General features: G+C 64.7%; 23 protein-coding genes. 18 read left to right on the top strand and 5 right to left on the bottom strand.

The genetic code is table 11. The features are described 5' to 3' along the window. Window positions 1-6: 6 nt before the first annotated feature. Genes rluB through EP379_RS08395 form a run of 3 tightly spaced genes read left to right on the top strand, consistent with a single transcriptional unit; the run spans window position 7 to window position 2,217 of the window. Entirely contained in the window at window positions 7-1,080 is a 1,074-nt protein-coding gene (rluB, locus tag EP379_RS08405) for a 23S rRNA pseudouridine(2605) synthase RluB (RefSeq protein ID WP_127477379.1), read from the top strand. Continuing rightward, a complete protein-coding gene (locus EP379_RS08400; RefSeq protein WP_127477378.1) occupies window positions 1,077-1,727 on the top strand; it encodes an endonuclease III domain-containing protein in 651 nt (216 codons plus the stop codon). Before rluB ends, EP379_RS08400 begins: the two co-directional genes overlap by 4 nt. Window positions 1,728-1,737: 10 nt before the next feature. Next, window positions 1,738-2,217: a nucleoside deaminase gene (locus tag EP379_RS08395; protein WP_197722765.1), complete on the top strand. Its 480-nt coding sequence runs from the start codon at window positions 1,738-1,740 to the stop codon at window positions 2,215-2,217. On the opposite strand, the gene EP379_RS08390 is transcribed toward EP379_RS08395, so the two are convergent. Continuing rightward, window positions 2,211-3,107: a GGDEF domain-containing protein gene (locus EP379_RS08390; protein WP_172600424.1), complete on the bottom strand. Its 897-nt coding sequence runs from the start codon at window positions 3,105-3,107 to the stop codon at window positions 2,211-2,213. The genes EP379_RS08395 and EP379_RS08390 overlap by 7 nt on opposite strands. 227 nt (window positions 3,108-3,334) lie before the next feature. On the opposite strand from EP379_RS08390, the gene EP379_RS08385 reads away from it, so the two are divergent. Continuing rightward, on the top strand, window positions 3,335-4,381 hold the full coding sequence (locus EP379_RS08385) for a thioredoxin family protein (protein ID WP_127477376.1): 1,047 nt from the start codon (window positions 3,335-3,337) through the stop codon (window positions 4,379-4,381). A gap of 98 nt (window positions 4,382-4,479) precedes the next feature. Here the strand turns inward: EP379_RS08385 and EP379_RS08380 are convergent, their stop codons facing one another. From EP379_RS08380 to EP379_RS08370, 3 genes are read right to left on the bottom strand one after another with little or no spacing between them, the layout of a single operon-like run. Then, entirely contained in the window at window positions 4,480-5,055 is a 576-nt protein-coding gene (locus tag EP379_RS08380; protein WP_127477375.1) for a Maf family protein, read from the bottom strand. Further along, complete coding sequence (oadA, locus tag EP379_RS08375; protein ID WP_127477374.1) at window positions 5,056-6,876, bottom strand: sodium-extruding oxaloacetate decarboxylase subunit alpha; 1,821 nt, start codon at window positions 6,874-6,876, stop codon at window positions 5,056-5,058. A 31-nt stretch (window positions 6,877-6,907) separates the two neighbouring features. Then, complete coding sequence (locus EP379_RS08370) at window positions 6,908-8,326, bottom strand: acetyl-CoA carboxylase biotin carboxylase subunit (protein WP_127477373.1); 1,419 nt, start codon at window positions 8,324-8,326, stop codon at window positions 6,908-6,910. Window positions 8,327-8,595: 269 nt separating this feature from the next. Between EP379_RS08370 and EP379_RS08365 the strand changes: the two genes are divergently transcribed. From EP379_RS08365 to mltG, 10 genes are all read left to right on the top strand, one after another. After that, entirely contained in the window at window positions 8,596-9,111 is a 516-nt protein-coding gene (locus tag EP379_RS08365; RefSeq protein ID WP_127477372.1) for a YceD family protein, read from the top strand. A gap of 26 nt (window positions 9,112-9,137) precedes the next feature. Further along, complete coding sequence (gene rpmF / locus EP379_RS08360) at window positions 9,138-9,317, top strand: 50S ribosomal protein L32 (protein WP_127477371.1); 180 nt, start codon at window positions 9,138-9,140, stop codon at window positions 9,315-9,317. Between the two features lie 103 nt (window positions 9,318-9,420). After that, a complete protein-coding gene (gene plsX, locus EP379_RS08355) occupies window positions 9,421-10,452 on the top strand; it encodes a phosphate acyltransferase PlsX (protein WP_127477370.1) in 1,032 nt (343 codons plus the stop codon). Continuing rightward, window positions 10,449-11,411: a beta-ketoacyl-ACP synthase III gene (locus EP379_RS08350; protein WP_127477369.1), complete on the top strand. Its 963-nt coding sequence runs from the start codon at window positions 10,449-10,451 to the stop codon at window positions 11,409-11,411. The genes plsX and EP379_RS08350 overlap by 4 nt, the downstream gene beginning before the upstream one ends. 120 nt (window positions 11,412-11,531) lie before the next feature. Further along, window positions 11,532-12,464, top strand: coding sequence for an ACP S-malonyltransferase (fabD, locus tag EP379_RS08345; protein ID WP_127477368.1), 933 nt, complete (start codon window positions 11,532-11,534; stop codon window positions 12,462-12,464). Window positions 12,465-12,474: 10 nt separating this feature from the next. Continuing rightward, window positions 12,475-13,218: a 3-oxoacyl-ACP reductase FabG gene (gene fabG / locus EP379_RS08340; protein ID WP_127477367.1), complete on the top strand. Its 744-nt coding sequence runs from the start codon at window positions 12,475-12,477 to the stop codon at window positions 13,216-13,218. A gap of 145 nt (window positions 13,219-13,363) precedes the next feature. Beyond that, window positions 13,364-13,600, top strand: coding sequence for an acyl carrier protein (gene acpP / locus EP379_RS08335; RefSeq protein ID WP_127477366.1), 237 nt, complete (start codon window positions 13,364-13,366; stop codon window positions 13,598-13,600). Window positions 13,601-13,694: 94 nt separating this feature from the next. Beyond that, window positions 13,695-14,933, top strand: coding sequence for a beta-ketoacyl-ACP synthase II (fabF, locus tag EP379_RS08330; protein WP_127477365.1), 1,239 nt, complete (start codon window positions 13,695-13,697; stop codon window positions 14,931-14,933). Between the two features lie 30 nt (window positions 14,934-14,963). Continuing rightward, window positions 14,964-15,791: an aminodeoxychorismate lyase gene (pabC, locus tag EP379_RS08325; RefSeq protein ID WP_232023888.1), complete on the top strand. Its 828-nt coding sequence runs from the start codon at window positions 14,964-14,966 to the stop codon at window positions 15,789-15,791. Continuing rightward, window positions 15,784-16,794, top strand: a complete 1,011-nt coding sequence (gene mltG, locus EP379_RS08320; RefSeq protein ID WP_127477364.1) for an endolytic transglycosylase MltG — start codon at window positions 15,784-15,786, stop codon at window positions 16,792-16,794. Before pabC ends, mltG begins: the two co-directional genes overlap by 8 nt. A 56-nt stretch (window positions 16,795-16,850) precedes the next feature. Here mltG and trxB read toward each other — a convergent pair whose 3' ends face one another. Beyond that, window positions 16,851-17,804, bottom strand: a complete 954-nt coding sequence (gene trxB, locus EP379_RS08315) for a thioredoxin-disulfide reductase (RefSeq protein WP_127477363.1) — start codon at window positions 17,802-17,804, stop codon at window positions 16,851-16,853. 146 nt (window positions 17,805-17,950) lie between these two features. Between trxB and ald the strand changes: the two genes are divergently transcribed. The 4 genes from ald to EP379_RS08295 all read left to right on the top strand — a co-directional run bounded on the left by ald (window position 17,951) and on the right by EP379_RS08295 (window position 23,389). Next, window positions 17,951-19,012: an alanine dehydrogenase gene (ald, locus tag EP379_RS08310; protein WP_127477362.1), complete on the top strand. Its 1,062-nt coding sequence runs from the start codon at window positions 17,951-17,953 to the stop codon at window positions 19,010-19,012. A 67-nt stretch (window positions 19,013-19,079) separates the two neighbouring features. Beyond that, the gene (locus EP379_RS08305) at window positions 19,080-21,401 is read left to right on the top strand and encodes a DNA translocase FtsK (RefSeq protein WP_127477361.1); all 2,322 of its coding nucleotides are present in this window, start codon (window positions 19,080-19,082) and stop codon (window positions 21,399-21,401) included. 30 nt (window positions 21,402-21,431) lie between these two features. Beyond that, window positions 21,432-22,070, top strand: a complete 639-nt coding sequence (gene lolA / locus EP379_RS08300; protein ID WP_127477360.1) for an outer membrane lipoprotein periplasmic chaperone LolA — start codon at window positions 21,432-21,434, stop codon at window positions 22,068-22,070. Next, window positions 22,067-23,389 carry a replication-associated recombination protein A gene (locus EP379_RS08295; RefSeq protein WP_127477359.1) on the top strand — a complete coding sequence of 441 codons (1,323 nt, stop codon included), beginning with the start codon at window positions 22,067-22,069 and terminating at the stop codon, window positions 23,387-23,389. The genes lolA and EP379_RS08295 overlap by 4 nt, the downstream gene beginning before the upstream one ends. The last annotated feature ends 3 nt before the right edge of the window (window positions 23,390-23,392 follow it).

Raw genomic sequence — 23,392 nt, 5'->3', positions numbered from 1 at the left:
CCCTCGATGAACGAAAAATTGCAGAAGGTGCTGGCCCGTATCGGTCTGGGTTCACGCCGCGAGCTGGAACAATGGATCAGCGACGGCCGCGTGTCGGTCAATGGCAAGGTGGCGACGCTGGGTGACCGTGTCGGTCCCGGCGATGTGGTGCGCGTCGATGGTCACATCATCGGCCAGGCGGCGTTGCAGGGACCGGAGCGGCGCGTGCTGGTATACCACAAGCCGTTGGGCGAGGTGTGTACCCGTTCCGATCCGGAGAAACGTCCGACCATCTTCGAGAAGATGCCGCCGCTGCGCAACGGGCGCTGGGTGGCGGTGGGGCGGCTCGACGTCAACACCACCGGCCTGATTCTGCTCACCACCGATGGCGAGCTGGCCAATCGCCTGATGCATCCCTCCAGCAATATCGAACGCGAGTACGCCGTGCGTGTGTTCGGCGAGGTCAGTCCCGAGGTGATTCAGAAGCTGCGCGATGGCGTCATGCTGGATGATGGTCCGGCGCGCTTCGACGGCATCGTCGATGCCGGCGGTGACGGCGCCAATCACTGGTACCACGTCATCCTCCATGAGGGCCGCAACCGCGAGGTGCGCCGCCTGTGGGAAAGCCAGGGGGTGACCGTCAGCCGCCTGATCCGCGTTCGTTACGGTCCGGTGCAACTGGGCCGGCGCCTGCGTCCCGGCCGTTATGAAGAGCTGGAAGGAGAGCCCCTGCAGGCCCTGCTGCAGCAAGTCGGCCTGGCGCGTCCCAAGGCCAAGGCCGCTGCAAAGAAGGTGGCTGCCGGACGTGACAAGGCACCGCGTCAGGGGCGGGCGAGAGCAGAGCGCCCGGCCGCACGCCGGCCGCGTGACACGGCGGATGACTGGTCCACCTCGCCGCATCCGCCGGCCGCGTCGCGCAAGGAGCGAGGTAGGCAGGGAGGACGCCCGGGTGCCGCGCGCTCCCGTCCGGCAGGCCGCGAGCCCCGCGCCGAGGGCGAGGAACGGCCACGCAACCGGGCTGGCGACGGCGATACGTCACCGGCACCACGCCGCACGCCTGCGGCACGCAAACCATCCGCTCACAGCCACCGGCGCCGATGACCCTGCGCCAGGTCTACGCCGCGCTGTACCGTGCCTACGGTCCGCAGCACTGGTGGCCCGGCGAAACCCCCTTCGAGGTGATGGTCGGGGCGGTGCTGACCCAGAACACGGCCTGGAGCAATGTCGAGAAGGCCATCGACAATCTCAAGGCCCACGACGCCCTCGACCCCGCCGTCATCACCCACACCCCTGCCGTCACCCTGGCGGCGTGGCTCAAACCCTCCGGCTACTTCAACATCAAGGCCCGGCGCCTGAAGAATTTCTGCGCCTGGTATCTGGCCGCCGGTGGCCTGGCGTCGTTGCAGAAGCTGGAGACGCCCGTCCTGCGCAGGGCGCTGCTGGCGGTGAACGGTATCGGTCCCGAGACTGCCGACGACATCCTGCTGTATGCCTTTGAGCGTCCGGTGTTCGTCATCGATGCCTACACACGACGGCTGTTTTCCCGCTTGCAACTGGTGACGGGGGAGGAAACCTATGAGGAATTGCGGCATTATTTCGAGCAGGGGCTGGGGCGCAGTGCAGACAAGGTGGCGCTGTTCAATGAGTACCATGCCCTGATCGTGGCCCATGCCAAGCAGGCATGCCGCACCAGGCCGCTGTGCGATGTCTGCTGTCTGCGGCGGCGGTGTTCCTACCCGACGGGATGAGGGGGCGTCGATGATCGATATGGAGCAGCAGCAACATTGCATGCGCGAGGCGTTGGCCCTGGCGGCGCAGTCGGTGCGTGACGGCGGCGGGCCGTTCGGTGCCGTGGTGGTACGCGACGGCGTAATCATCGGTCGCGGCAGCAACCGCGTGACCCCCGACAATGACCCCACCGCCCATGCCGAGGTGGTGGCGATCCGTGCCGCCTGCCATAGCCTGAACAGCTTCAGCCTGGAGGGTTGCGAGCTGTACGTCAATTGCGAACCCTGCCCGATGTGCCTCGCCGCCGCCTACTGGGCGCGGCTGGAGCGTATCTACTACGCCGCAACGCGAGATGATGCCGCAGCGGCCGGCTTTGATGATGCCTTGATCTATCGAGAGGTCTGTCTGCTGCCGGAACAGCGGCGCCTGCCGTTGCTGCGACTGTTGCCGGAGGAGGCGGCGGACGCCTTCGCCGCCTGGGCGGCGAAGGCGGATCGGGTGGACTACTGAGCCGACTGTACGCGGTTGCGGCCCTGCTGCTTGGCTTGGTACAGGGCATGGTCGGCGCGGTCGAACAGGCTGTCGCCAGTCTCCTCGCGCAAGGTGGCGACGCCGACGCTGACAGTCACCTTGATGTCCTTGCCGTCACAGGTGCAGCTCGCCGCCTCGATGGTGGCGCGGATGCGTTCGGCCACGATGGCCGCTCCATCGGCGGGAGTCGCCCGCAGCAGAACCACAAATTCTTCGCCGCCGAAACGGAATAACAGGTCGTCTCCGCGCAACCCTTCCTGTGTGACATGCGCCACCGCGCGCAGCACCGCATCCCCTATGGCATGGCCATAACGGTCGTTGACCTGTTTGAACCAGTCGATATCGATGACCAGCAGGGACAGCGGTTGGTGATGCCGCCGGGCGAGGGTCACCTCGCGCCGCAGATGATCCTCCAGCGCGGCACGGTTGCCCACTCCGGTGAGGGGATCGCGGTGGGCGGCGTCCAAGGCGTCACGGTAGTGCAGGGCGTTGCGCAGCGGATAGACCAGTGCACAGAGCACGTATTCGATCTGGGCCAGATCCTGTTCGGAGAAGCGCTTGCTGCGGCTCATGGCCACTTCACCCAGTTCGCTGCCGAGCAGATTGAGGCGGTAGCTGCAGTGGTGGCGACCGGTGTGGCCGACGGCGAGGACGAAGCGGCGCTCGTCATTGCGATAGGTGAGCCCCTGGTGGGGCACGATATCCTGAACGGTCTCGGAGAAGATGCGCAATAGCTGTTCCAGGTCGAGGGTCGTTTGCAGGGCGGTGGTGAGTCGCAGGGTATCCGGCGCCTCGACGCCGCGGGCCAGGCTGACCACCGGGGCCAGGGTCGGTTTGTTGTCAGTATTGAGCGAGCCTTGCGGTGCCATGATTTCCATCCCTCACTGGGTACGACGGTTCATGCCATGCTTGTAGCCAATTTTGTGCCAAAGATGTAAAACATAATAAAAACATAGTCTTAAGTTATGTGTGTCTGGCTGTAGTCAAAAAAACGGCGCTGCCCGCGGCAATCCTATGCCGGGTTGCAGTCGCCGGGAGCGAACGGTACCGGTGGCCGCTGGTCCAACCGGCAAGCACAACGATATGGAGGAGAGCGATGCGTAAGCTGGCCCTTGGATTCGGACTGTTGGGGGCGCTGTGGCTGGGGAATGCCGTGGCTGCGGCGTCCGGTGATGGCGCGGTGCTACAGGGCGGGGTCAATCCCGGTTATCACGACAAGCCGGAGTGGTTCAAGAATTCCTTCATGGACCTGGCCGAGGACGTGGCCGAGGCGCATGCGGCGGGGAAGCGTGTCTTGCTGTACTTCTATCAGGATGGCTGTCCCTACTGCAAGAAGTTGCTGGACGACAACTTCGGCAATCCGGCCATTGCCGCGAAGACACAACGCCTGTATGACGTCATTGCCATCAATCTGTGGGGCGATCGTGAAGTGACCTCCGTCGATGGCGCGACCCTGAGCGAGAAGGCGTTTGCCGAGCAGCTCAAGGTGATGTACACGCCGACGTTGTTGTTTCTCGATGAGACCGGCAAGCCAGTGTTGCGACTGAACGGCTACTATGCCCCCGAACGCTTCGAGCTGGCGCTGGATTACGCTGCGCGCCGGGAAAAGGACGGCCTCAGCTTCCGTGACTATGTCGCCCGCGTTGGCGTTTCCAACACCGCGGCTGTCCTGCAGGCCAGTCCGCTGTTTCTCCAGCCGCCCCATGTCCTGGCGCGTAACCGCATGGCCGCACAGCGGCCGTTGTTGGTACTGTTCGAGCAGGCCGGATGTGCCGATTGTGCCGAACTCCATCGTGACATTCTGGCGCGTCCGGAGATGAAGGAACTGTTGCAGCGCTTTGATGCCGTGCAGCTCGATATGTGGAGCGATGTGAAACTGGTGAAGCCGGATGGCAGGCGCGCCACGGCAGCGGAATGGGCCCGACAGCTGAATATCCACTACACACCGTCACTGGTGTTTTTCGATGAGCAGGGCCGGGAGGTATTTCGCACCGAGGCCTATCTGCGCACCTTCCACGTGCAATCGGTGATGGAGTACATCGCCAGTGGCGCCTACCGGCGTCAGCCCAATCTGCAGCGCTATATTCAGGAGCGTGCCGACCTGTTGCGCGAACAGGGGGTGGTGGTGGATTTGATGGACTAAGCGCTGAATACGTCCAGGGGTGATGTGGTATAGGGATGTGCCGCCATGTTCCGACGACGCAAATTCGTGGGCAAATGAATCCAATCGAAACGCGAACCCTATAAGACGTTCACCCCTTCCGCCGTCAGCATGTCGATGAGGCGGATCAGGGGCAGGCCGATGAGGGCGTTGGGGTCCTCGCCTTCCATGCGGCGGAACAGACTGATGCCGAGTCCCTCGGATTTGAAACTGCCGGCGCAGTTGTAGGGCTGTTCACGCTTGAGGTAGTTCTCGATCTGCACCGCGTTGAGGGTGCGGAACTCCACCGTATACGGCACCACGTCCACCTGGCAGTGATCGTTGCCGCTGTTGTACAGGCACAGGCCGGTGAGAAAGGTCACGCGCCGGCCGCAGGCGGCGGTCAGCTGCTGCACGGCGGTGGCGTGATCACCCGGCTTGCCGAGGATGCGATCGCCCAGCACGGCCACCTGATCCGAACCGATGATCAGCGCCTGGGGAAATTCCTTCGCCACGGCGCGTGCCTTGGCCTCGGCCAGACGGCGCACCAACTGCTTGGGGGTTTCACCGGGCAGGCGCGTTTCATCGGTGTTGGGCGCCGCCGTGTCGAAGGCGAGGCCGAGTCGTCCCAGCAACTCGCGCCGGTAGGGCGAGGTCGATGCAAGGATCAGTTTCAATTATTCGATCTCGACCAGGGCTTCGTCCGGGGTGACGCGATCACCCTTGACCACGTGCACGGCCACTACCGTGCCCGCCACCGGGGCCTGGATCTCCGACTCCATCTTCATCGCCTCGGTGACCAGCACCGGGGCGCCGGCCTTCACTTCGTCGCCCACCTTGACCATCACGTCGACCACGGCGGCCGGCATGGAGGTGGTGACGTGGCCCGGCTTGGTGGCGCGCGGCCGCTTGCTGTTGCCGTTGGCGGTCTTGGCCGGCGCATCGGCGACTTCGGAGAACAGTTCCTCGAGGATCTCGACGTTCACCTCTTCCGGCTGGCCGTCGACGGTGATGTAGAACGGGCGCTGCTGGCGATTCTTGTGACCGGTGCCGGTGACCTTGATGTGGTAGGTCTCGCCGTGCATGGTGACGTTGAATTCGGTGGGGGCGGCGCTGATGTGGCCGTTTTCGCTCGGCAGCGGCTCCAGCGGTTCCGGCTTCAGTTCGCCCTTCGCGCGCTGCTCGAGGAATTCGCGCCCCACTTCGGGGAACATGGCGAAGGTGAGCACGTCTTCCTCGCTGTGGGCGAGGGCGCCGGCCTGATCACGCAGGTTGTCCAGTTCCGGCTTCAGCAGATCGGCGGGACGGCACTCGATCACCTCCTCGTTGCCGATGGCCTGCTGGCGCACGATGGAGTTGACCGTGCCCGGCGCCTTGCCGTAGCGGCCCTGCAGATAGAACTTCACCTCGTTGGTGATGTTCTTGTAGCGCGCGCCGGTGAGTACGTTGAGCACGGCCTGGGTGCCGACGATCTGCGAGGTCGGCGTGACCAGCGGGGGATAGCCCAGGTCCTCGCGCACGCGCGGGATCTCGGCCAGCACCTCGTTCATGCGTCCCAGCGCGCCCTGTTCGCGCAGCTGGTTGGACAGGTTGGAGATCATGCCGCCCGGCACCTGGTTGATCTGCACCCGGGTGTCGATGCCGGTGTATTCGCTTTCGTACTGGTGGTATTTCTTGCGCACCTCATGGAAATAGAAACCGATCTCCTGCAACAGGGCGAGGTCGAGACCGGTGTCGTATTCGGTGCCGCGCAGGGCCGCCACCATGGACTCGGTGGGCGGGTGCGAGGTGCCGCCGGCGAAGGCGGAAATGGCGGTGTCGATGTGCGCGGCGCCGTGCTCGATGCCCTTGAGCTGGCACATGCTGGCCAGGCCGGCAGTGGCGTGGCTGTGCACGGCGATGGGCAGTTTGACGGCGGCGACCAGCGCGTCCACCAGTTCGGCCGTGGCGCTGGGGGTGAGCAGGCCGGCCATGTCCTTGATGGCGATGCTGTCACAGCCCATGGCCTCCATCTCCTTGGCCATGGCCACGAACTGGGCGATGCCATGCACCGGACTGGTGGTGTAGCTGATGGCGCCCTGGGCGTGCTTGCCGTTTTGCTTCACCGCCTCGATGGCGGTGCGCAGGTTGCGCGTGTCGTTGAGGGCATCGAAGATGCGGAACACGTCGACGCCATTGGCGGCGGCGCGCTCGACAAAGGCACGCACCACATCGTCGGAATAGTGGCGATAGCCGAGCAGGTTCTGGCCACGCAGCAGCATCTGCAGACGGGTGTTGGGCAGGGCCCGGCGCAGCACGCGCAGGCGCTCCCACGGATCCTCCTTCAGGAAACGCAGACAGGCGTCGAAGGTAGCGCCGCCCCAGACTTCCAGCGACCAGAACCCAACCTTGTCCAGCTTTTGGCAGATGGGCAGCATGTCCTCGGTACGCATGCGGGTGGCGATCAGGGACTGATGGCCGTCGCGCAGTACGGTTTCGGTGATATGAACCTTGGGCATTGTGTCAGTTTCCGTAGGTTGGATACGGGTCTTAGAGACCCATGGAGGCGACAATGGAGGCGGCAATGGCGGCCGCGATCTCGCGTTGCGGCCGCTTGATGGAGTACTCCACCAGTTCCGGATGGGTATCGACGAAACTGGTATCGAAGCGTCCGCTGCGGAACTCCTCGTTCTTGAGGATCTCCTGATAGTAGGGAATGGTGGTTTTCACGCCGTACACCGCGATGTCGCGCAGGGCGCGCTGGGCTCGGTTCAGCAGCGTTTCCCAGTCCGGTCCCCAGACGATGAGTTTGACGCACATGGAGTCGTAGTAAGGTGGGATCTCGTAGCCGGTATACAGCGCGCCGTCGGTACGCACGCCGGGGCCGCCGGGGGCGAAGTAGCGGGTGACCTTGCCGAAACTGGGCAGGAAGCCGTTCTTGGGGTCTTCGGCGTTGATGCGGAACTCCATGGCATAGCCGCGCGGGCGCAGGTTGGTGTTGGCGTGGCGCAGCGGCAGGCCGGCGGCGATGCGGATCTGCTCCTGCACGATGTCCACCCCGGTGATCTCCTCGGTGACGCAGTGCTCCACTTGCAGGCGGGTGTTCATCTCCATGAAATAGACGGTGCCGTCCTTGTCCAGCAGGAACTCCACCGTGCCGGCGTTGCGGTAGCCCACCGCCGCGGCCGCCTTGACCGCCAGGCCGCCGATGTAGTCGCGCTGTTCCTGGTTGAGCTGGGGGGAGGGGGCGATCTCGATCAGTTTCTGGTGGCGGCGCTGGATGGAGCAGTCGCGCTCGTTGAGGTGGATGACGTTGCCGTGGGCGTCGGCCAGGATCTGCACCTCGATGTGGCGCGGGTCGACGATGCACTTTTCCAGGAACACCTCGGCGCTGCCGAAGGCCTTGGTGGCTTCGGACACCACGCGGGAGAAATTGCGGCGCAGTTCCTCCTCGTTCTCGCAGCGGCGGATACCGCGGCCGCCACCGCCGGAGGTGGCCTTGAGCATCACCGGGTAGCCCAGGCCCTTGGCGACTTCGACGGCATGCTCCAGGGATTCCACGTTGCCATCGGAGCCGGGAGTGACCGGTACGCCGGCGGCGATCATCGCCTCGCGGGCGGCGGTCTTGTCGCCCATGCGGCGGATTACGTCGGCGTCGGGACCGATGAAGATGATGCCGCGGCGGGCGCAGATCTCGGCCAGCTCGGGGTTTTCCGACAGGAAGCCGTAGCCCGGGTGCAGGGCGTCGCAACCGGTGGCGACGGCCAGATTGACCAGGCGGTGGGCATTCAGATAACCGGCGACGGTGTCGGGGCCGAGGCTGTAGGCCTCGTCGGCCTTCTTGACGTGCAGCGCATGGCGGTCCGCCTCGGCATAGACCGCCACGGAGCGGATGCCCATTTCGGCGCAGGCGCGGACGATGCGCACGGCAATTTCGCCGCGGTTGGCAATGAGGATTTTCTTTATCACAGGCGGCTCTCGCTATCGTTCCGGGCCGCCCTGGCAAAGAACCGGCGCGGCAGACCGGTCCGGGTCCGACTAGCTCCTAGGATGGATAAAAGGCAAAAAAAACGGCATAGGGGGATATGCCGTTTTCTGCCCCATGCTATTTAGGGAAATCGCCCAGCCTTGTCAAGCCAAAAGTGCGATCCGGTCCATGGAAGCTACGGAATCAGAAGGAGTTTCTGAGTAAAACGGTTTTGACAAAAAGCGTCCCCGCGGAGTAATATGCGCCGCTTATGTCGGACGAGCGCCTTCCCCTCCATATAGACCCGCTGCGTCTGGCCCGGGCCGGCGCGCAGTTGCGCGGGCGCATGCCCATGGCGGAGATGGAGCGTTTTGCCCCGTTGCTGGCGCAAGTGCCCGGTGAGGTGGAGGTGGCGCTGGATTTCCGTGTTGACGTCGAACGGCGTGCCTTCATGCGCCTGCAGTTGCGCACCGAGGTCATTCTGGTGTGTCAGCGCTGCCTGGGGCCGGTGATCCATTTCATCGAGGTGGAGCGCCTGTTGGGTGTAGTGACCAGCGAAGCTCAGGCGGAAAAGCTGCCCGACATCTACGAACCATTGTATGTCACGGAGGAACCGCTGTTCCTGCGTGAGGTGATTGAAGACGAATTGATTCTTTCTTTGCCCATCGTGCCGCGCCACGCCGAAGATGAATGTGCGCCGGCGGTGACGGGGGCGGGGACGGACAATGAGGCCGGGGCCGCGCGTGAAAATCCGTTTACGGTCCTGGCCGGACTTAAAAACCAGTGAGCAAGACTCTTTAACGAGGTAACACCATGGCTGTTCAGCAAAACCGCAAGACCCGCTCCAAGCGCGATATGCGCCGTTCCCACGACGCGCTGAAGGCAGGCGCCCTGTCCATCGAGCCGACCACCGGCGAGACCCACCTGCGTCACCACATCAGCCCGGACGGCTACTACCGTGGCCGCAAGGTGCTGAACGTCAAGGGCGAGTAAGATCAGGCGGTGTCACTGCGAAAGCGGCCTCGCGTGCCGGTTGCCGTGCAGCCGGTTTCGTTGAGGCCGCTTTCGCGTGTCTGAACCAGACTGATCCATAGCGATGACGGCGACAACAACGACGATAGCGCTCGATGCCATGGGCGGCGACCACGGCCCCGGCGTGGTGGTTCCGGCAGCCCTGCAGGCCATTGAGTCCCATCCCGAACTTTCCATCATCCTGGTTGGTGACCAGCAGATTCTCGACGCCGAGTTGCGCCGCCATCCGGCGGTTGCCGCCGAGCGCCTGCGCGTACACCATGCCTCCCAGGTGGTGAGCATGGACGATCTGCCGTCCCATGCCCTGCGCAACAAGAAAGACTCTTCCATGCGCGTCGCCATCAACCTGGTGAAGGATGGCGTCGCCCAGGCCTGCGTCAGTGCCGGCAATACCGGCGCGTTGATGGCCACCGCTCGTTTCGTGCTCAAGACCCTACCGGGTATCGATCGGCCGGCGATCCTCACCGCACTGCCCACCATTCGCGGCCAGTCCTACGTGCTCGACCTCGGCGCCAACGTCGACAGCGGTGCGGAGAATCTGTACGAATTCGCAGTCATGGGTTCGGTGCTGGCGCAGACCGTAGGCAACATCGCGTCCCCCAGCGTCGGTCTGCTCAATATCGGCGAGGAGGAGATCAAGGGCAACGAGCAGGTGAAGGAGGCCTCGCGCCTGTTGCAGCAGAGCAAGCTCAATTACGTCGGTTTCGTCGAGGGTGACGACATCTACAAGGGCACCGTGGACGTGGTGGTGTGTGACGGCTTCATCGGCAACGTGGCGCTCAAGGCGAGCGAGGGCGTGGCCAAGATGATCAGCCATTACATGCGTCAGGAGTTCAAGCGCAACCTGCTGACGCGTCTGGCCGGTCTGGTGGCCCTGCCGGTGTTGAAGGCGTTCCGTGCGCGCATCGACCCGCGCAGCTACAATGGCGCCAGTCTGGTCGGCCTGCGCGGCATCGTGATCAAGAGCCATGGCAGTGCCGATGTCTTCGCCTTTGCCCACGCCATCCACGAGGCGGTGGTGGAGACGCGCAAGAACGTCCCCGAACGCATTCGGGAACAACTGACAACCCTGCTGGAAGAAAGGCGCGCAGTTTGAACTATTCACGCATTATCGGTACGGGCGGTTATCTGCCCGACAAGGTGCTGACCAATGCCGACCTGGAAAAGATGGTCGACACGTCGGACGAGTGGATCACCGACCGCACCGGCATCAAGGAACGCCACATCGCCGCCGATGGTCAGACCACCTGCGATCTGGCCGAGCAGGCCGCGCGTCAGGCGCTGGAGGCGGCCGGCATCGGCAAGGACGAGATCGACCTGATCATCGTTGCCACCACCACGCCGGATCGCGTGTTTCCCAGCACCGCCTGCTTGTTGCAGCAGCGCCTCGATATCCACGGTTGTCCCGCCTTCGATATCCAGGCGGTGTGCACCGGTTTCGTCTATGCCCTCGGCGTGGCCGACAAGTTCATCCGCGCCGGCGGCGTGCGCAACGCCCTGGTGATCGGCGCCGAAACCCTGTCGCGCATCGTCGACTGGACCGACCGCAACACCTGCGTGCTGTTCGGCGATGGCGCCGGCGCCGTGGTGCTGCAGGCGAGCAGCGAGCCGGGCATCCTCTCCACCCACATGCACGCCGACGGCAGCTACGAATCGCTGCTCACCACCAATGGCGGCGTGTCGGAAGGGGTGCAGGGCGAGGACGGTCCGTACATCGAGATGAGCGGCAACGAGGTGTTCAAGATGGCGGTCAACACCTTGGGCCGCATCGTCGATGAAACCCTGGAAGCCAATCATATGGACAAGAGCGAGGTGGACTGGCTGGTGCCGCACCAGGCCAACACCCGCATCATCCAGGCCACTGCAAAGAAACTGAAGATGACCATGGACCGTGTGGTGATGACGGTGGCCGAGCACGGTAACACCTCCGCCGCCTCGGTGCCGCTGGCGCTGAATGCCGCGGTGCGCGACGGCCGCATCCAGCGCGGTGACGTGCTGCTGCTGGAGGCCTTCGGCGGCGGCTTCACATGGGGTTCGGCGCTGGTGCGGTATTGATCCGGATTAACGATCGAATCAACGCCGCTCGACGCAAAAACCGGCTTTCCATTCGCGTGAATTTGCGTTCGTTTGCGGATAGTGTTGAGCTTTGTAAAAAGATAACGTCTGGGGGATTTCATGTCGTTAGCCTTTGTCTTTCCCGGTCAGGGCTCACAATCCGTCGGCATGCTGGCCGAACTGGCCGCAGCCCATCCGCTGGTGCGCGACACCTTCGCCGAGGCCTCCGCTGCGCTGGGCTATGACCTGTGGCAGTTGACCCAGAATGGTCCGGCCGACGAGCTGAACCAGACCCACATCACCCAGCCGGCCATGCTCACCGCGGGCGTCGCGACGTGGCGCGTATGGCAGGAAATGAACGGCAAGACGCCGGTGGTGATGGCCGGCCACAGCCTGGGTGAGTACACCGCGCTGGTGTGCGCCGGGGCGCTGTCCTTTGCCGACGGCGTGGCCCTGGTGGCCGAGCGTGGCCGCTACATGCAGGAGGCCGTTCCTGCCGGTACCGGCGCCATGGCGGCGATCCTCGGCCTGGAGGACGCGCAGGTGGTCGAGGCCTGTGCCGGTGCGGCGCAGGGGCAGGTGGTGTCCGCCGTCAATTTCAATTCACCGGGGCAGGTGGTGATTGCCGGTCATGCCGCCGCCGTGGAGCGCGCCATGGAGGCGGCCAAGGCCATGGGCGCCAAGCGCGCCCTGCCGCTGCCGGTGAGCGTGCCGTCGCACTGCGCGCTGATGCAGCCGGCCGCCGAGCGCCTGGCCCAGCGTCTGGCCGGCATCAGCGTGCAGCTGCCGCAGATCCCGGTGATAAACAATGTCGATGTGGCGGTGGCGAGCGATGCCGACACCATGCGCCAGGCCCTGGCGCGCCAGCTGTACAGCCCGGTGCGCTGGGTGGAGACGGTGCAGAAGATGGCCGCCGACGGCGTCGATGCCCTGGTCGAGTGCGGTCCCGGCAAGGTGCTGGTGGGCCTCAACAAGCGCATCGCCAAAGATATGAAGACTTTCGCCATCGTCGATACCGCCAGCCTGGATGAGGCGCTGGCGGCCCTGAGCTGAGGAGAAACCCATGTCCATGGAAAATGAAATCGCCCTCGTCACCGGCGCCAGCCGCGGCATCGGCAAGGCCATCGCCCTGGCCCTGGGCCAGCGTGGCGCCACGGTGATCGGTACCGCCACCTCCGAAAGCGGCGCCGAGCAGATTACCGCCTACCTGAAACAGGCGGGCGTGAAGGGTAGGGGGGTGGCGCTGAACGTCACCGAGCAGGCGAGTATCGACGCGGTGCTGGAGGCGATCACCCAGGAGTTCGGCGCGCCCACCGTACTGGTGAACAATGCCGGCATCACCCGCGACAATCTGTTGATGCGTATGAAGGACGAGGAGTGGGATGCCATCATCGACACCAACCTCAAGTCCGTCTACCGCATGTCCAAGGCCTGCCTGCGCGCCATGACCAAGGCACGCAAGGGCCGCATCATCAGCATCGCCTCGGTGGTGGGAGCGGCCGGCAATGCCGGCCAGACCAACTATGCCGCCGCCAAGGCCGGTATCTTCGGTTTCACCAAGTCGCTGGCGCGCGAGGTCGGCGCCCGCGGCATCACCGTCAACGCCGTGGCGCCGGGGTTCATCGACACTGACATGACGCGCGCCCTGGCCGACGAGCACAAGGAGAATCTGCTCAAGCAGATCCCGCTCAACCGTCTCGGTCAGCCGGAGGAGGTCGCCGCGGCCGTGGCCTTCCTGGCCTCCCCCGAGGCGGCCTACATCACCGGCGAGACCCTGCACGTGAACGGCGGCATGTACATGGCGTAAGCTAAAAAGTTTATTTTTAAACAAACAGTTAGTGGCGTGTCGTGATGCCGTTTCGCAGCCGGGACGGCACCATCATTTGTCTGGCATAGGCCGGTGGGTTTAATTACAATACCGCGGTCATTTATCTTTGGAGGATATACCTGTCATGAGCAGCATCGAAGAACGCGTCAAGAAGATCGTTGTCGAGCAGTTGGGAGTTAAGGAAGAAGAGGTACAGAACAGCTCCTCCTTCGTCGACGACCTGGGCGCAGATTCCCTCGACACCGTCGAGCTGGTGATGGCTCTGGAAGAGGAATTCGAGACCGAGATTCCGGACGAAGAGGCCGAGAAGATCACCACGGTTCAGCAGGCCATCGATTACATCAACGCCCACCAGGGCTGATTCGCCTGTTGTCCCTGTACGAGGCCGCCGATCCACGTTGAGTGGTCGCGGCCTCGCGCTTTAACAGGAAGCAAATTTCTAAGAGGTATGTCCCTTGGCTAAGCGGCGCGTTGTGATCACCGGCTTGGGCATGGTTTCCCCTGTCGGCCTGAATGTGAAGGAATCCTGGGAGAATATTCTCGCCGGTAAGAGCGGCATCGCTCCCATCACCCATTTCGATACCTCGGCATTCACCACCCATTTCGGCGGTTCGGTGAAAGGCTTCAATGTCGAGAACTATCTCTCGCCCAAAGAGGCGAAGAAGATGGACCCCTTCATCCACTACGGTATCGCCGCCGCCAAAGAGGCCATCGAGGATTCCGGCCTGACGGTGACCGAGGAAAATGCCGAGCGCATCGGTGTGGCTATCGGCTCCGGCATCGGCGGTCTGCCCGGCATCGAAAAAGCGCACGAAAGCCTGATGGCCAACGGCCCGCGCCGCATCTCCCCGTTCTTCGTGCCGAGCAATATCATCAATATGATCTCCGGTCATGTGTCGATCATGTACGGCATGAAGGGCCCGAATATTGCGCTGGTCACTGCCTGTGCCACCGCCACCCACAGCATCGGTGACGCCGCGCGCATCATCGAGTACGGCGATGCCGACGTGATGATCGCCGGCGGTGCCGAGATGGCGACCTCGCCGCTGGGACTGGGCGGTTTCTGTGCCGCCCGCGCCCTGTCCAGCCGCAATGACGATCCCGCCACTGCCAGCCGGCCGTGGGACAAGGACCGCGACGGTTTCGTGCTGTCCGACGGTGCCGGCGTGGTGGTACTGGAAGAGTACGAATTCGCCAAGGCGCGCGGCGCGCGCATCTACGCCGAACTGATCGGTTACGGCATGAGCGGCGACGCCTACCACATGACCCTGCCGGCCGCCGGCGGCGACGGCGCCAGGCGCTGTATGCAGGCCGCGATGCGCAATGCCGGTATCAACCCGGAACAGGTGGACTACATCAACGCCCACGGCACCTCGACCCCGGCCGGTGACAAGGCCGAGACCGATGCCGCCAAGGCGGCCTTCGGCGACCACGCCTACAAGCTGGCGATGAGCTCCACCAAGTCCATGACCGGCCACCTGCTCGGAGCCGCCGGCGGTATCGAGGCGGTGTTCACCACCCTGGCGATTCGTGATCAGGTGGCGCCGCCCACCATCAACATCTTCAACCAGGACCCCGAGTGCGATCTGAACTACGTGCCGAATACGGCACAGGAGCGCAAGATCGAGATCGCCCTGTCGAACTCCTTCGGTTTCGGCGGTACCAACGGCACCCTGGTGTTCAAGAAGATCTAAGCCTTCGCACCGGCCCGCTGGCGCGGGCCGGTGTTTTTTCCCCGCATGCTCATCGACGGCAAGGACAGCGACCAGATAGCGGCCGATGATCGCGGTCTGCTGTATGGCGACGGCCTGTTCGAAACCTTCGCCGTCAGGAACGGTGTCCCGCAATTGTGGTCGCAGCACCTGGACCGCCTGCAACGCGACTGTGCCCGCCTCGGTATCGTGCCGCCCCCCGTGGAATTGTTGCACACAGAAGCCTTGCAGTTGTGTGCCGGGCATGCCCGTGCCGTGCTGAAGATTGTCATCACCCGCGGTTCCGGCGGTCGCGGTTACCGGCTGCCCGAGCAGGCCATGCCGCGGCGCATCCTGTCCCTGCATCCCTGGCCGGGCTATCCGGAGCAGTACGCCACGCAGGGCGTGCGCGCCCGTCTGTGCACGCTGCGCCTGGGCAGCAATCCGCGCCTGGCCGGCATCAAACACCTCAACCGGCTGGAGCAGGTGTTGGCGCGTGCCGAATGGAACGACCCCGGGATTGCCGAGGGCTTGCTGCTGGATGGTGCCGGCCACCTCGTCGAGGGCACCATGAGCAATGTGTTTCTGGTGCGTGACGGCTGTCTGCTGACCCCTGTGCTGGATGAATGCGGCGTGGCCGGTGTCATGCGCGCGCAAATTCTGGAACAGGCGGCCCGGCTCGGCATTCCGGGTGTGGTGGCGCCGCTGCGGCTGGATGATGTAGCGACGGCGGAGGAGATGTTTTTCTGCAACAGTCTCATCGGCCTGTGGCCGGTGCGGCAGTTCGAGCAACAGGAGTTTGCAGTGGGGCCGTTGACCCGGTGCCTGCAGCAGGCCATTGAGAGTCCGGATCATGCGTGAACGTCTGTTCCATTTGCTGGGCGCCTTGGTGCTCGTCGCCAGCCTGGTGCTGGGGTGGTTCTGGTTCGGCTATCAGTCCTTCGTCACGGCGCCGTTGCTGGTGGGAGAGGAAGGCGCCACCATCGAGGTGCGTCCCGGTGCCTCGCTGACGGCGGTGGCGCGGCAACTGGAGGAGGCGGGCCATATCAGCAGTGCGCGCTATTTCGTCTGGATGGCGCGCCTGTCCGACAGTGCCCGCCAGATACGTGTCGGCGAATACCGTGTCGAGCCCGGTATGACCGCACGTCAGCTGTTGCAGATGATGGTGGAGGGGCGTGTGCACCTGTATGCACTGACCCTGGTGGAAGGCTGGAATTTCCGCCAGGTCATGGATGCCGTACGCGGCAGTCCGTACCTGACGCATACCCTGTCCGGCCTCACCGATAGCGAAGTGATGGCACGTCTGGGGTATGCCGGCGAGCATCCGGAGGGGCGCTTCTTTCCCGACACCTATCATTTTCCACGTGGCATGAGTGATGTGGAGTTTCTGCGCCGGGCCTATCGCCAGATGAGCGAGGTGCTGGCCTACGAGTGGGAGCGACGCAGCGACGGCCTGCCGCTGGCGACACCGGAAGAGGCGCTGATCCTGGCCTCGATCATCGAGAAGGAAACCGGCCAGCCCGCCGAGCGTAGCGCCATCGCCGGCGTGTTCGTGCGCCGCCTGCAAAAACGCATGCGCCTGCAGACCGACCCCACGGTGATCTATGGCCTGGGGTTGGACTTCGACGGCAATCTGCGTCGTCGCGATCTCACCAGCGACACACCGTACAATACCTATACCCGCCACGGTCTGCCGCCCACGCCCATCGCCATGCCCGGCCGTGACAGCATCCATGCCGCACTGCATCCGGCGCCCGGCGAGGCTTTATATTTCGTTGGCCGCGGCGATGGTACCCATCAGTTCTCCGCCACGCTGGAGGAGCACAACCGCGCGGTGCAGTACTACCAGCTCAAGCGTCGCTGACGGCCCATAACCCCCCGCGGGACATACCCGCGGGGGGGTGCGGCAAGAAAGGGGAATCAGCCCTTGCTTTCCAGGAAGGCCTCGGCGTCCAGCGCGGCCATGCAACCGGTGCCGGCCGAGGTGATGGCCTGGCGGTAGTTGTGGTCGGCCACGTCGCCGGCGGCGAATACGCCTTCGATGTTGGTGGCGGTAGCGTTACCGTTGCGGCCGCCCTGGGTGACGATGTAGCCGTGCTCCAGGGTGAGCTGGCCGGCGAACAGGTCGGTGTTGGGTTTGTGGCCGATGGCGATGAACACGCCGGTCAATGCCAGCTCCTTCTTGCTGCCGTCCTGGGTACTCTTGATGCGCAGGCCGGTGACGCCGGAGTTGTCGCCCAGCACTTCATCCACTTCGTGGTTCCACTCGATGGTGACCTTGCCTTCCTTGACCTTCTCCATCAGCTGATCGCTGAGGATCTTCTCGCAGCGGAACTTGTCGCGGCGGTGTACCACGGTGACGTGTTTGGCGATGTTGGACAGGTACAGTGCCTCTTCCACGGCAGTGTTGCCGCCGCCGATCACGGCCACGTTCTGGTTGCGGTAGAAGAAACCGTCGCAGGTGGCGCAGCCGGAGACGCCGCGGCCCTTGAACTTCTCTTCCGATTCCAGGCCAAGGTACATGGCCGAGGCGCCGGTGGCGATGATCAGGGCATCGCAGGTGTAGGTGGCGGAGTCGCCGGTGAGGGTGAAGGGGCGCTTGGACAGGTCGGCCTTGACGATGGTGTCGAAGATGATTTCGGTGTTGAAGCGCCTGGCGTGAGCCTCCATCTGCTGCATCAGGCCGGGACCGGTGAGGCCGTGTTCGCCACCGGGCCAGTTGTCGATCTCGGTGGTGGTCATCAGCTGGCCGCCTTGCTGCATGCCGGTGATGAGCACCGGATTGAGGTTGGCGCGGGCGGCATAGACGGCGGCGGTGTAGCCGGCGGGACCGGAACCGAGGATCAGCAGGCGGCAATGCTTGGTTTGACTCATGTGGTAGACTCCATCGCAGTTAATTTCCTGAATCTCATGCCAGAATTCCGGCGCAACAGGTGCCGGATATCGGGGCGCTCAGACAAAGTTCAAGCCGTCGATGCAGGCATGTTACGGAATGGTTCCCGCAGGGTAAAGGACAGCGTATGCGTATCGGTATCCCCCGTGAGGTGAAGACTCTGGAAGGTCGCGTCGGCCTGATCCCGGCGGCGGCGGCGGAATTGGTGCGGGCGGGTCACGAAGTGGCCGTGCAGCACGATGCCGGCCGCCTCAGCGGTTACGCCGATGCCGATTATCAGGCGGCAGGCGTCAGCGTCTTGCCTGATGCGGCGGCGCTGTACGGCTGGGCGCAGCTGGTGGTGAAGGTGAAGGAGCCGCAGCCGCAGGAGTGGCCGCTGCTGCGTGCCGATCATCTTCTGTTCTGTTACCTGCACCTCGCCGCCGAACCGGCGCTGACGCAGGAACTGCTGCGCATCGGTCTCACCGCCGTGGGCTTCGAAACCGTCGAGGAGGCGGACGGCCGCCTGCCGCTGCTGGCGCCGATGAGCGACATCGCCGGGCGCATCGCCGCGCAGGCCGGGGCCTGGCTGCTCACCGCACCGCAGGGCGGCAAGGGACTTTTGCTCGGCGGCCTGCCGGCGGCGGAGCGCGGTCATGTGGTGGTGCTGGGGGCGGGCGTTGCCGGCGGCAGCGCGGCGAGGGTGGCGGCGGCACTGGGGGCGCAGGTGACGGTGTTCGACCGCAACCGCGACAAGCTGGCCATGATGCGTGCCCTGGGGGACAACGTGACGGCGCTGTATCCCTATGCCGACGCCATCGAGCGGGCGGTGCTGGCAGCGGACCTGCTGGTGGGGGCGGTACTGATCCCCGGTGCGCGTGCCCCGCATCTGGTCAGTGCCGACACCGTGCGCGCCATGCAGCCGGGCAGCGTGGTGGTGGATATCTCGGTGGACCAGGGCGGCTGCATCGAGACTACGCGTCCGACCACCTGGGCCGCCCCCACCTATGTGTGGGAGAACGTAGTGCATTTCGGCGTCACCAACATGCCCGGCTCGGTGCCGCGCACCGCCTCGCAGGCCCTGTCGGCGGCCCTGATCCCCTATGTGCAGCGCCTGGCCCAGGGTGGCTGGGAGGCCCAGGCGGCCCTGGCGCGCGGGGTGAACGTGCGTGGCGGGGCGATCGTGCATCCGGCCCTGCAACAGCTGTAATCGCAGCGCTTAACCTATATAATTACAAAGTCTTACATAAAACACTTACGGTAAAAGGTTAGTTTCATTGGCCCAGGCAAGCAGTAAGAAACCGAATCGTCTTGTCCTCGGACAGCAGCTGCGCCGCGGCCTGCGCGAGGCGGCGCTGTATCTGTTCGGCGCCGTCGCCATCTATCTGCTCATCGCCCTCTACAGCTATCACCCGGCCGACCCGGGCTGGTCCAGCGTGGGGCGCAGTACCGGGGTGGCCAACCTGGGCGGTCGTGCCGGCGCCTGGTTTGCCGATATCTTCCTGTATCTGTTCGGCTACATGGCCTACCTGTTCCCGGTGATGGTGGCCTACAGCGGCTGGCTGCTGTTCCGCGGCCGCAACGAGGAGGAGAACGCGCAGAATCATGCCGAACTGGTCCTGCGCGGCGCCGGCTTCGTGCTCACCGTGATGGCCGGGGCCGGTCTGGCCTTCCTGCACTTCGATTACAGCGACGTGGCCCTGCCGCTCAATGCCGGCGGCATCCTCGGCGATGTGGTGGGCCGCAGTCTGGTCGGTTCGTTCAGTTTCCTCGGTGCCACCCTGTTCCTACTGGCCCTGTTCCTGACCGGCGTGACGGTATTCACCGGCCTGTCCTGGCTGTGGGTGATGGACGCGGTGGGGGCGGGAACCCTGCGCCTCGGTGCCAGGCTGCGCCGGCTGTTGCCGCAGCTCAATGAATTTCTCGCCGCCCGTCAGGCGCGCCAACAGCGCGAGCAGGTGGTAAAGACGGAAAAGGCCAAGGTGGCCAAGCGCCCGCCGCCGCGCATCGAGCCGATGATCAATCAGGCGCCGGTGGTGTCGGAGCGGGTGGAGAAGGAAAAGCAGGTGCCGCTGTTCGCGCCCGCGGCGGGCGAGGGCGGTCTGCCGCCGCTGGCCCTGCTCGATGTCGCCGAGCAGAGCGGCAACCGTATCTCGCCGGAGGCGTTGGCGGCGGTGTCACGTCTGGTGGAGATGAAGCTGCAGGATTTCGGCATCGAGGCCCAGGTGGTGGAGGTGCATCCCGGCCCGGTGATCACCCGTTTCGAGCTGCAGCCGGCCGCCGGCGTCAAGGTGAGCCAGATCTCCAACCTGTCCAAGGATCTGGCGCGCTCCCTGTCGTCCGTCTCCGTGCGCGTGGTGGAGGTGATTCCGGGCAAGACCACCATCGGCCTGGAGGTACCCAACGAGACGCGGGAGATCGTGCGCCTGTCCGAGGTGCTGACCTCGCCGGCCTACGAGAATGCCGCTTCGCACCTGACCCTGGCCCTGGGCAAGGACATCGCCGGCGTGCCCATGGTGGCGGACCTGGCCAAGATGCCGCACCTGCTGGTGGCCGGTACCACCGGTTCCGGCAAGTCGGTGGCGATCAACGCCATGATCCTGAGTCTGCTGTACAACGCCACGCCGCGTGACGTGCGCCTGATCATGATCGACCCCAAGATGCTGGAGCTGTCGATCTACGAAGGCATCCCTCACCTGCTAGCGCCGGTGGTCACCGACATGAAGGATGCCGCCAATGCGCTGCGCTGGTGCGTGGCGGAGATGGAGCGGCGCTTCAAGCTGATGGCTTCGCTGGGTGTGCGCAACGTCGGCGGCTACAACAAGAAGGTCAAGGATGCCATCGCCGCCAAGCAGCCCATCAAGGACCCCTTGTGGAAGCCGCTGGTGCCCGACGCGCCGGAGCTGGAGGAGCAGCGCCCCGCGCTGGATACGCTGCCCTATATCGTGGTCATCGTGGACGAGCTGGCCGACATGATGATGGTGGTGGGCAAGAAGGTGGAGGAGCTCATCGCCCGCCTGGCGCAGAAGGCGCGCGCCGCGGGCATCCACCTGATTCTCGCCACGCAGCGGCCGTCGGTGGACGTGATCACCGGCCTCATCAAGGCCAACATCCCGACCCGCATCGCCTTCCAGGTGTCCTCGCGCATCGACTCCCGCACCATCCTCGATCAGCAGGGTGCCGAGAGCCTGCTCGGCAACGGCGATATGCTGTATCTGCCGCCGGGCCATGGTGTGCCGACGCGTATTCACGGTGCCTTCGTCTCCGATCAGGAGGTGCACCGCGTGGTGGACGATCTCAAGCAGCGCGGCCGCCCCGAATATGTGGAGGACATCCTCAAGGGCGGCGGCGACAGCAGCGAAGGCGGTTTCGCCGGCGAGGGCGGTGGCGAGGGTTCCGAGTCCGATCCACTGTACGACGAGGCGGTGCAGATCGTGCTGGAAAGTCGCCGCGCGTCGGTGTCCGGCATCCAGCGCCGCCTCAAGATCGGCTACAACCGCGCCGCGCGCATGGTGGAGATGATGGAGGCGGCCGGCGTGGTCGGCCCGCTGCAATCCAACGGTGCGCGCGAGGTGCTGGCGCCGCCGCCGCCGGAATGAACCCGCGTTTCTATTCTTTTGAGTAATGTGATGAAGAACATTATCCCGATTTGTCGGACCGTCCTGTTGTCGGTTCTGCTGTCCCCGCTGCTGGCGTCCATCGCCCAGGCCACCGACGGCAAGGCGCGGTTGGATACCTTTTTCAAGGGTCTGAAGACCATGCGCGCCGAGTTCGTGCAGACCCTGGTGGACGCCGAACAGCGCGTCAAGGAGGAGAGCGAGGGGGTGCTGCTGCTGTCGCGCCCCGGCCGTTTCCGCCTCGATTACTCCAAGCCGTACAGTCAGCTCTATGTCGCCGACGGCACGAAGGTGTGGATGTACGACAAAGACCTGGAGCAGGTTACCGTGCGGCCGCAGGCCGAGGCGCTGGGCAGCACTCCGGCGATGCTGCTGACGGGCAGTGAGCCGCTGGAGCGCAGCTTTACCCTGGAAGAGCTGGGCGATCACGAAGGCTATACCTGGATCGACCTCAAGCCGCGCGAGAAGGAGGCCACCTTCGCCTACATCCGCCTGGCCCTGGAGGGCGAGGTGATTCGCGCCATGGAGATGGTGGACAACTTCGGCCAGATGACGCGGCTGTTCTTCCATACCGTGAGCCGCAATCCCCGCGTCGAGGCGGGCGCCTTCCGCTTCACGCCGCCGCCGGGCGTCGACGTGGTGGGGGAATGAAGGACGGCGATCGCTTCCATCCGCTGGCCGACCGCATGCGGCCGGCCACGCTGGAGGAGTACTGCGGTCAGTCGCACCTGCTCGGTGCGGGCAAGCCGCTGCGCCTCGCCATCGAGTCGGGCAACCTGCACTCCATGGTGTTCTGGGGGCCGCCGGGTACCGGCAAGACCACCCTGGCGCGGATGATCGCCGGCCGTGCCAACGCCCAGTTCATCGCCCTGTCCGCGGTGCTGTCCGGTGTCAAGGATATCCGCGAGGCCATCACCCAGGCGCAGCAGGTGCGCGCCGCCTACAACCGCGGCACGGTGCTGTTCGTCGACGAGGTGCACCGCTTCAACAAGTCGCAGCAGGATGCCTTCCTGCCCTACGTCGAGGACGGCACCGTCACCTTCATCGGCGCCACCACCGAGAATCCCTCCTTCGAGCTGAACAACGCGCTGCTGTCGCGGGCCCGCGTCTATGTGCTGAAGAGCCTGACGGTGGAGGACATCCTCGCCGTGCTGGAGCGGGCCCTGCACGATGCCGAGCGTGGGCTGGGCGACCGTCCGCTGTCCATCGCGCCCGAACTGCTGGCGCGTATCGCCGAGGCCGCCGACGGCGACGCCCGCCGTGCCCTCAACCTGCTGGAGATCGCCGCCGATCTGGCGGAGAAGGTGGACGGTCGGGAGGTGGTGTCGGAGGAAACCCTGCACGAGGTGCTGGCCGGCGGCGGACGCCGTTTCGACAAGGGCGGCGAAGTCTTTTATGACCAGATTTCCGCGTTGCATAAATCGGTGCGCGGCTCGTCGCCGGACGCCTCTCTGTACTGGCTGGCGCGCATGCTGGACGGCGGCTGCGATCCGCTCTACATTGCGCGCCGCGTGGTGCGCATGGCCACCGAGGATATCGGCAACGCCGACCCGCGCGCCCTGCAACTGGCCCTGAATGCCTGGGACGTGCAGGAGCGTCTCGGCAGCCCGGAGGGGGAGCTGGCCATCGCCCAGGCCGTGGTGTACATGGCCTGTGCGCCCAAGAGCAATGCGGCCTACATGGCGTACAATGCGGCCATGGCCGACGTGAAGCAGCACGGCTCCTACGAGGTGCCGATCCATCTGCGCAATGCGCCGACCAAGCTGATGAAGGAGCTGGGCTATGGCAAGGACTATCGCTACGCCCACGACGAGCCGGAGGCCTACGCGGCGGGGGAGAGCTACTTCCCCGAGGAGATGCCGGAGCGCCGCTACTACCAGCCGGTACCGCGTGGCCTGGAGATCAAGATCGGCGAGAAGCTGGCCCATCTGCGCGAGCTGGATCGCGCGGCGCGGCAGAAGAAGAAATAGCGG

Origin of the sequence: Sulfurivermis fontis, from assembly GCF_004001245.1 — a bacterium.
GTDB lineage: Bacteria > Pseudomonadota > Gammaproteobacteria > Thiohalomonadales > Thiohalomonadaceae > Sulfurivermis > Sulfurivermis fontis.
Note: the sequence above shows the minus strand (reverse complement) of the source record. Positions and strands in the feature narration are given on the sequence as shown.

Coding starts and splice junctions, on each gene's coding strand:
- fabG (WP_127477367.1), top strand. CDS start 12,475: ATGTCCATGGAAAATGAAATCGCCCTCGTCACCGGCGCCAGCCGCGGC.
- fabD (WP_127477368.1), top strand. CDS start 11,532: ATGTCGTTAGCCTTTGTCTTTCCCGGTCAGGGCTCACAATCCGTCGGC.
- acpP (WP_127477366.1), top strand. CDS start 13,364: ATGAGCAGCATCGAAGAACGCGTCAAGAAGATCGTTGTCGAGCAGTTG.
- EP379_RS08385 (WP_127477376.1), top strand. CDS start 3,335: ATGCGTAAGCTGGCCCTTGGATTCGGACTGTTGGGGGCGCTGTGGCTG.
- EP379_RS08390 (WP_172600424.1), bottom strand. CDS start 3,107: ATGGCACCGCAAGGCTCGCTCAATACTGACAACAAACCGACCCTGGCC.
- plsX (WP_127477370.1), top strand. CDS start 9,421: ATGACGGCGACAACAACGACGATAGCGCTCGATGCCATGGGCGGCGAC.
- EP379_RS08295 (WP_127477359.1), top strand. CDS start 22,067: ATGAAGGACGGCGATCGCTTCCATCCGCTGGCCGACCGCATGCGGCCG.
- mltG (WP_127477364.1), top strand. CDS start 15,784: ATGCGTGAACGTCTGTTCCATTTGCTGGGCGCCTTGGTGCTCGTCGCC.
- lolA (WP_127477360.1), top strand. CDS start 21,432: ATGAAGAACATTATCCCGATTTGTCGGACCGTCCTGTTGTCGGTTCTG.
- EP379_RS08365 (WP_127477372.1), top strand. CDS start 8,596: ATGTCGGACGAGCGCCTTCCCCTCCATATAGACCCGCTGCGTCTGGCC.
- rluB (WP_127477379.1), top strand. CDS start 7: ATGAACGAAAAATTGCAGAAGGTGCTGGCCCGTATCGGTCTGGGTTCA.
- rpmF (WP_127477371.1), top strand. CDS start 9,138: ATGGCTGTTCAGCAAAACCGCAAGACCCGCTCCAAGCGCGATATGCGC.
- oadA (WP_127477374.1), bottom strand. CDS start 6,876: ATGCCCAAGGTTCATATCACCGAAACCGTACTGCGCGACGGCCATCAG.
- ald (WP_127477362.1), top strand. CDS start 17,951: ATGCGTATCGGTATCCCCCGTGAGGTGAAGACTCTGGAAGGTCGCGTC.
- trxB (WP_127477363.1), bottom strand. CDS start 17,804: ATGAGTCAAACCAAGCATTGCCGCCTGCTGATCCTCGGTTCCGGTCCC.
- EP379_RS08395 (WP_197722765.1), top strand. CDS start 1,738: ATGATCGATATGGAGCAGCAGCAACATTGCATGCGCGAGGCGTTGGCC.
- EP379_RS08400 (WP_127477378.1), top strand. CDS start 1,077: ATGACCCTGCGCCAGGTCTACGCCGCGCTGTACCGTGCCTACGGTCCG.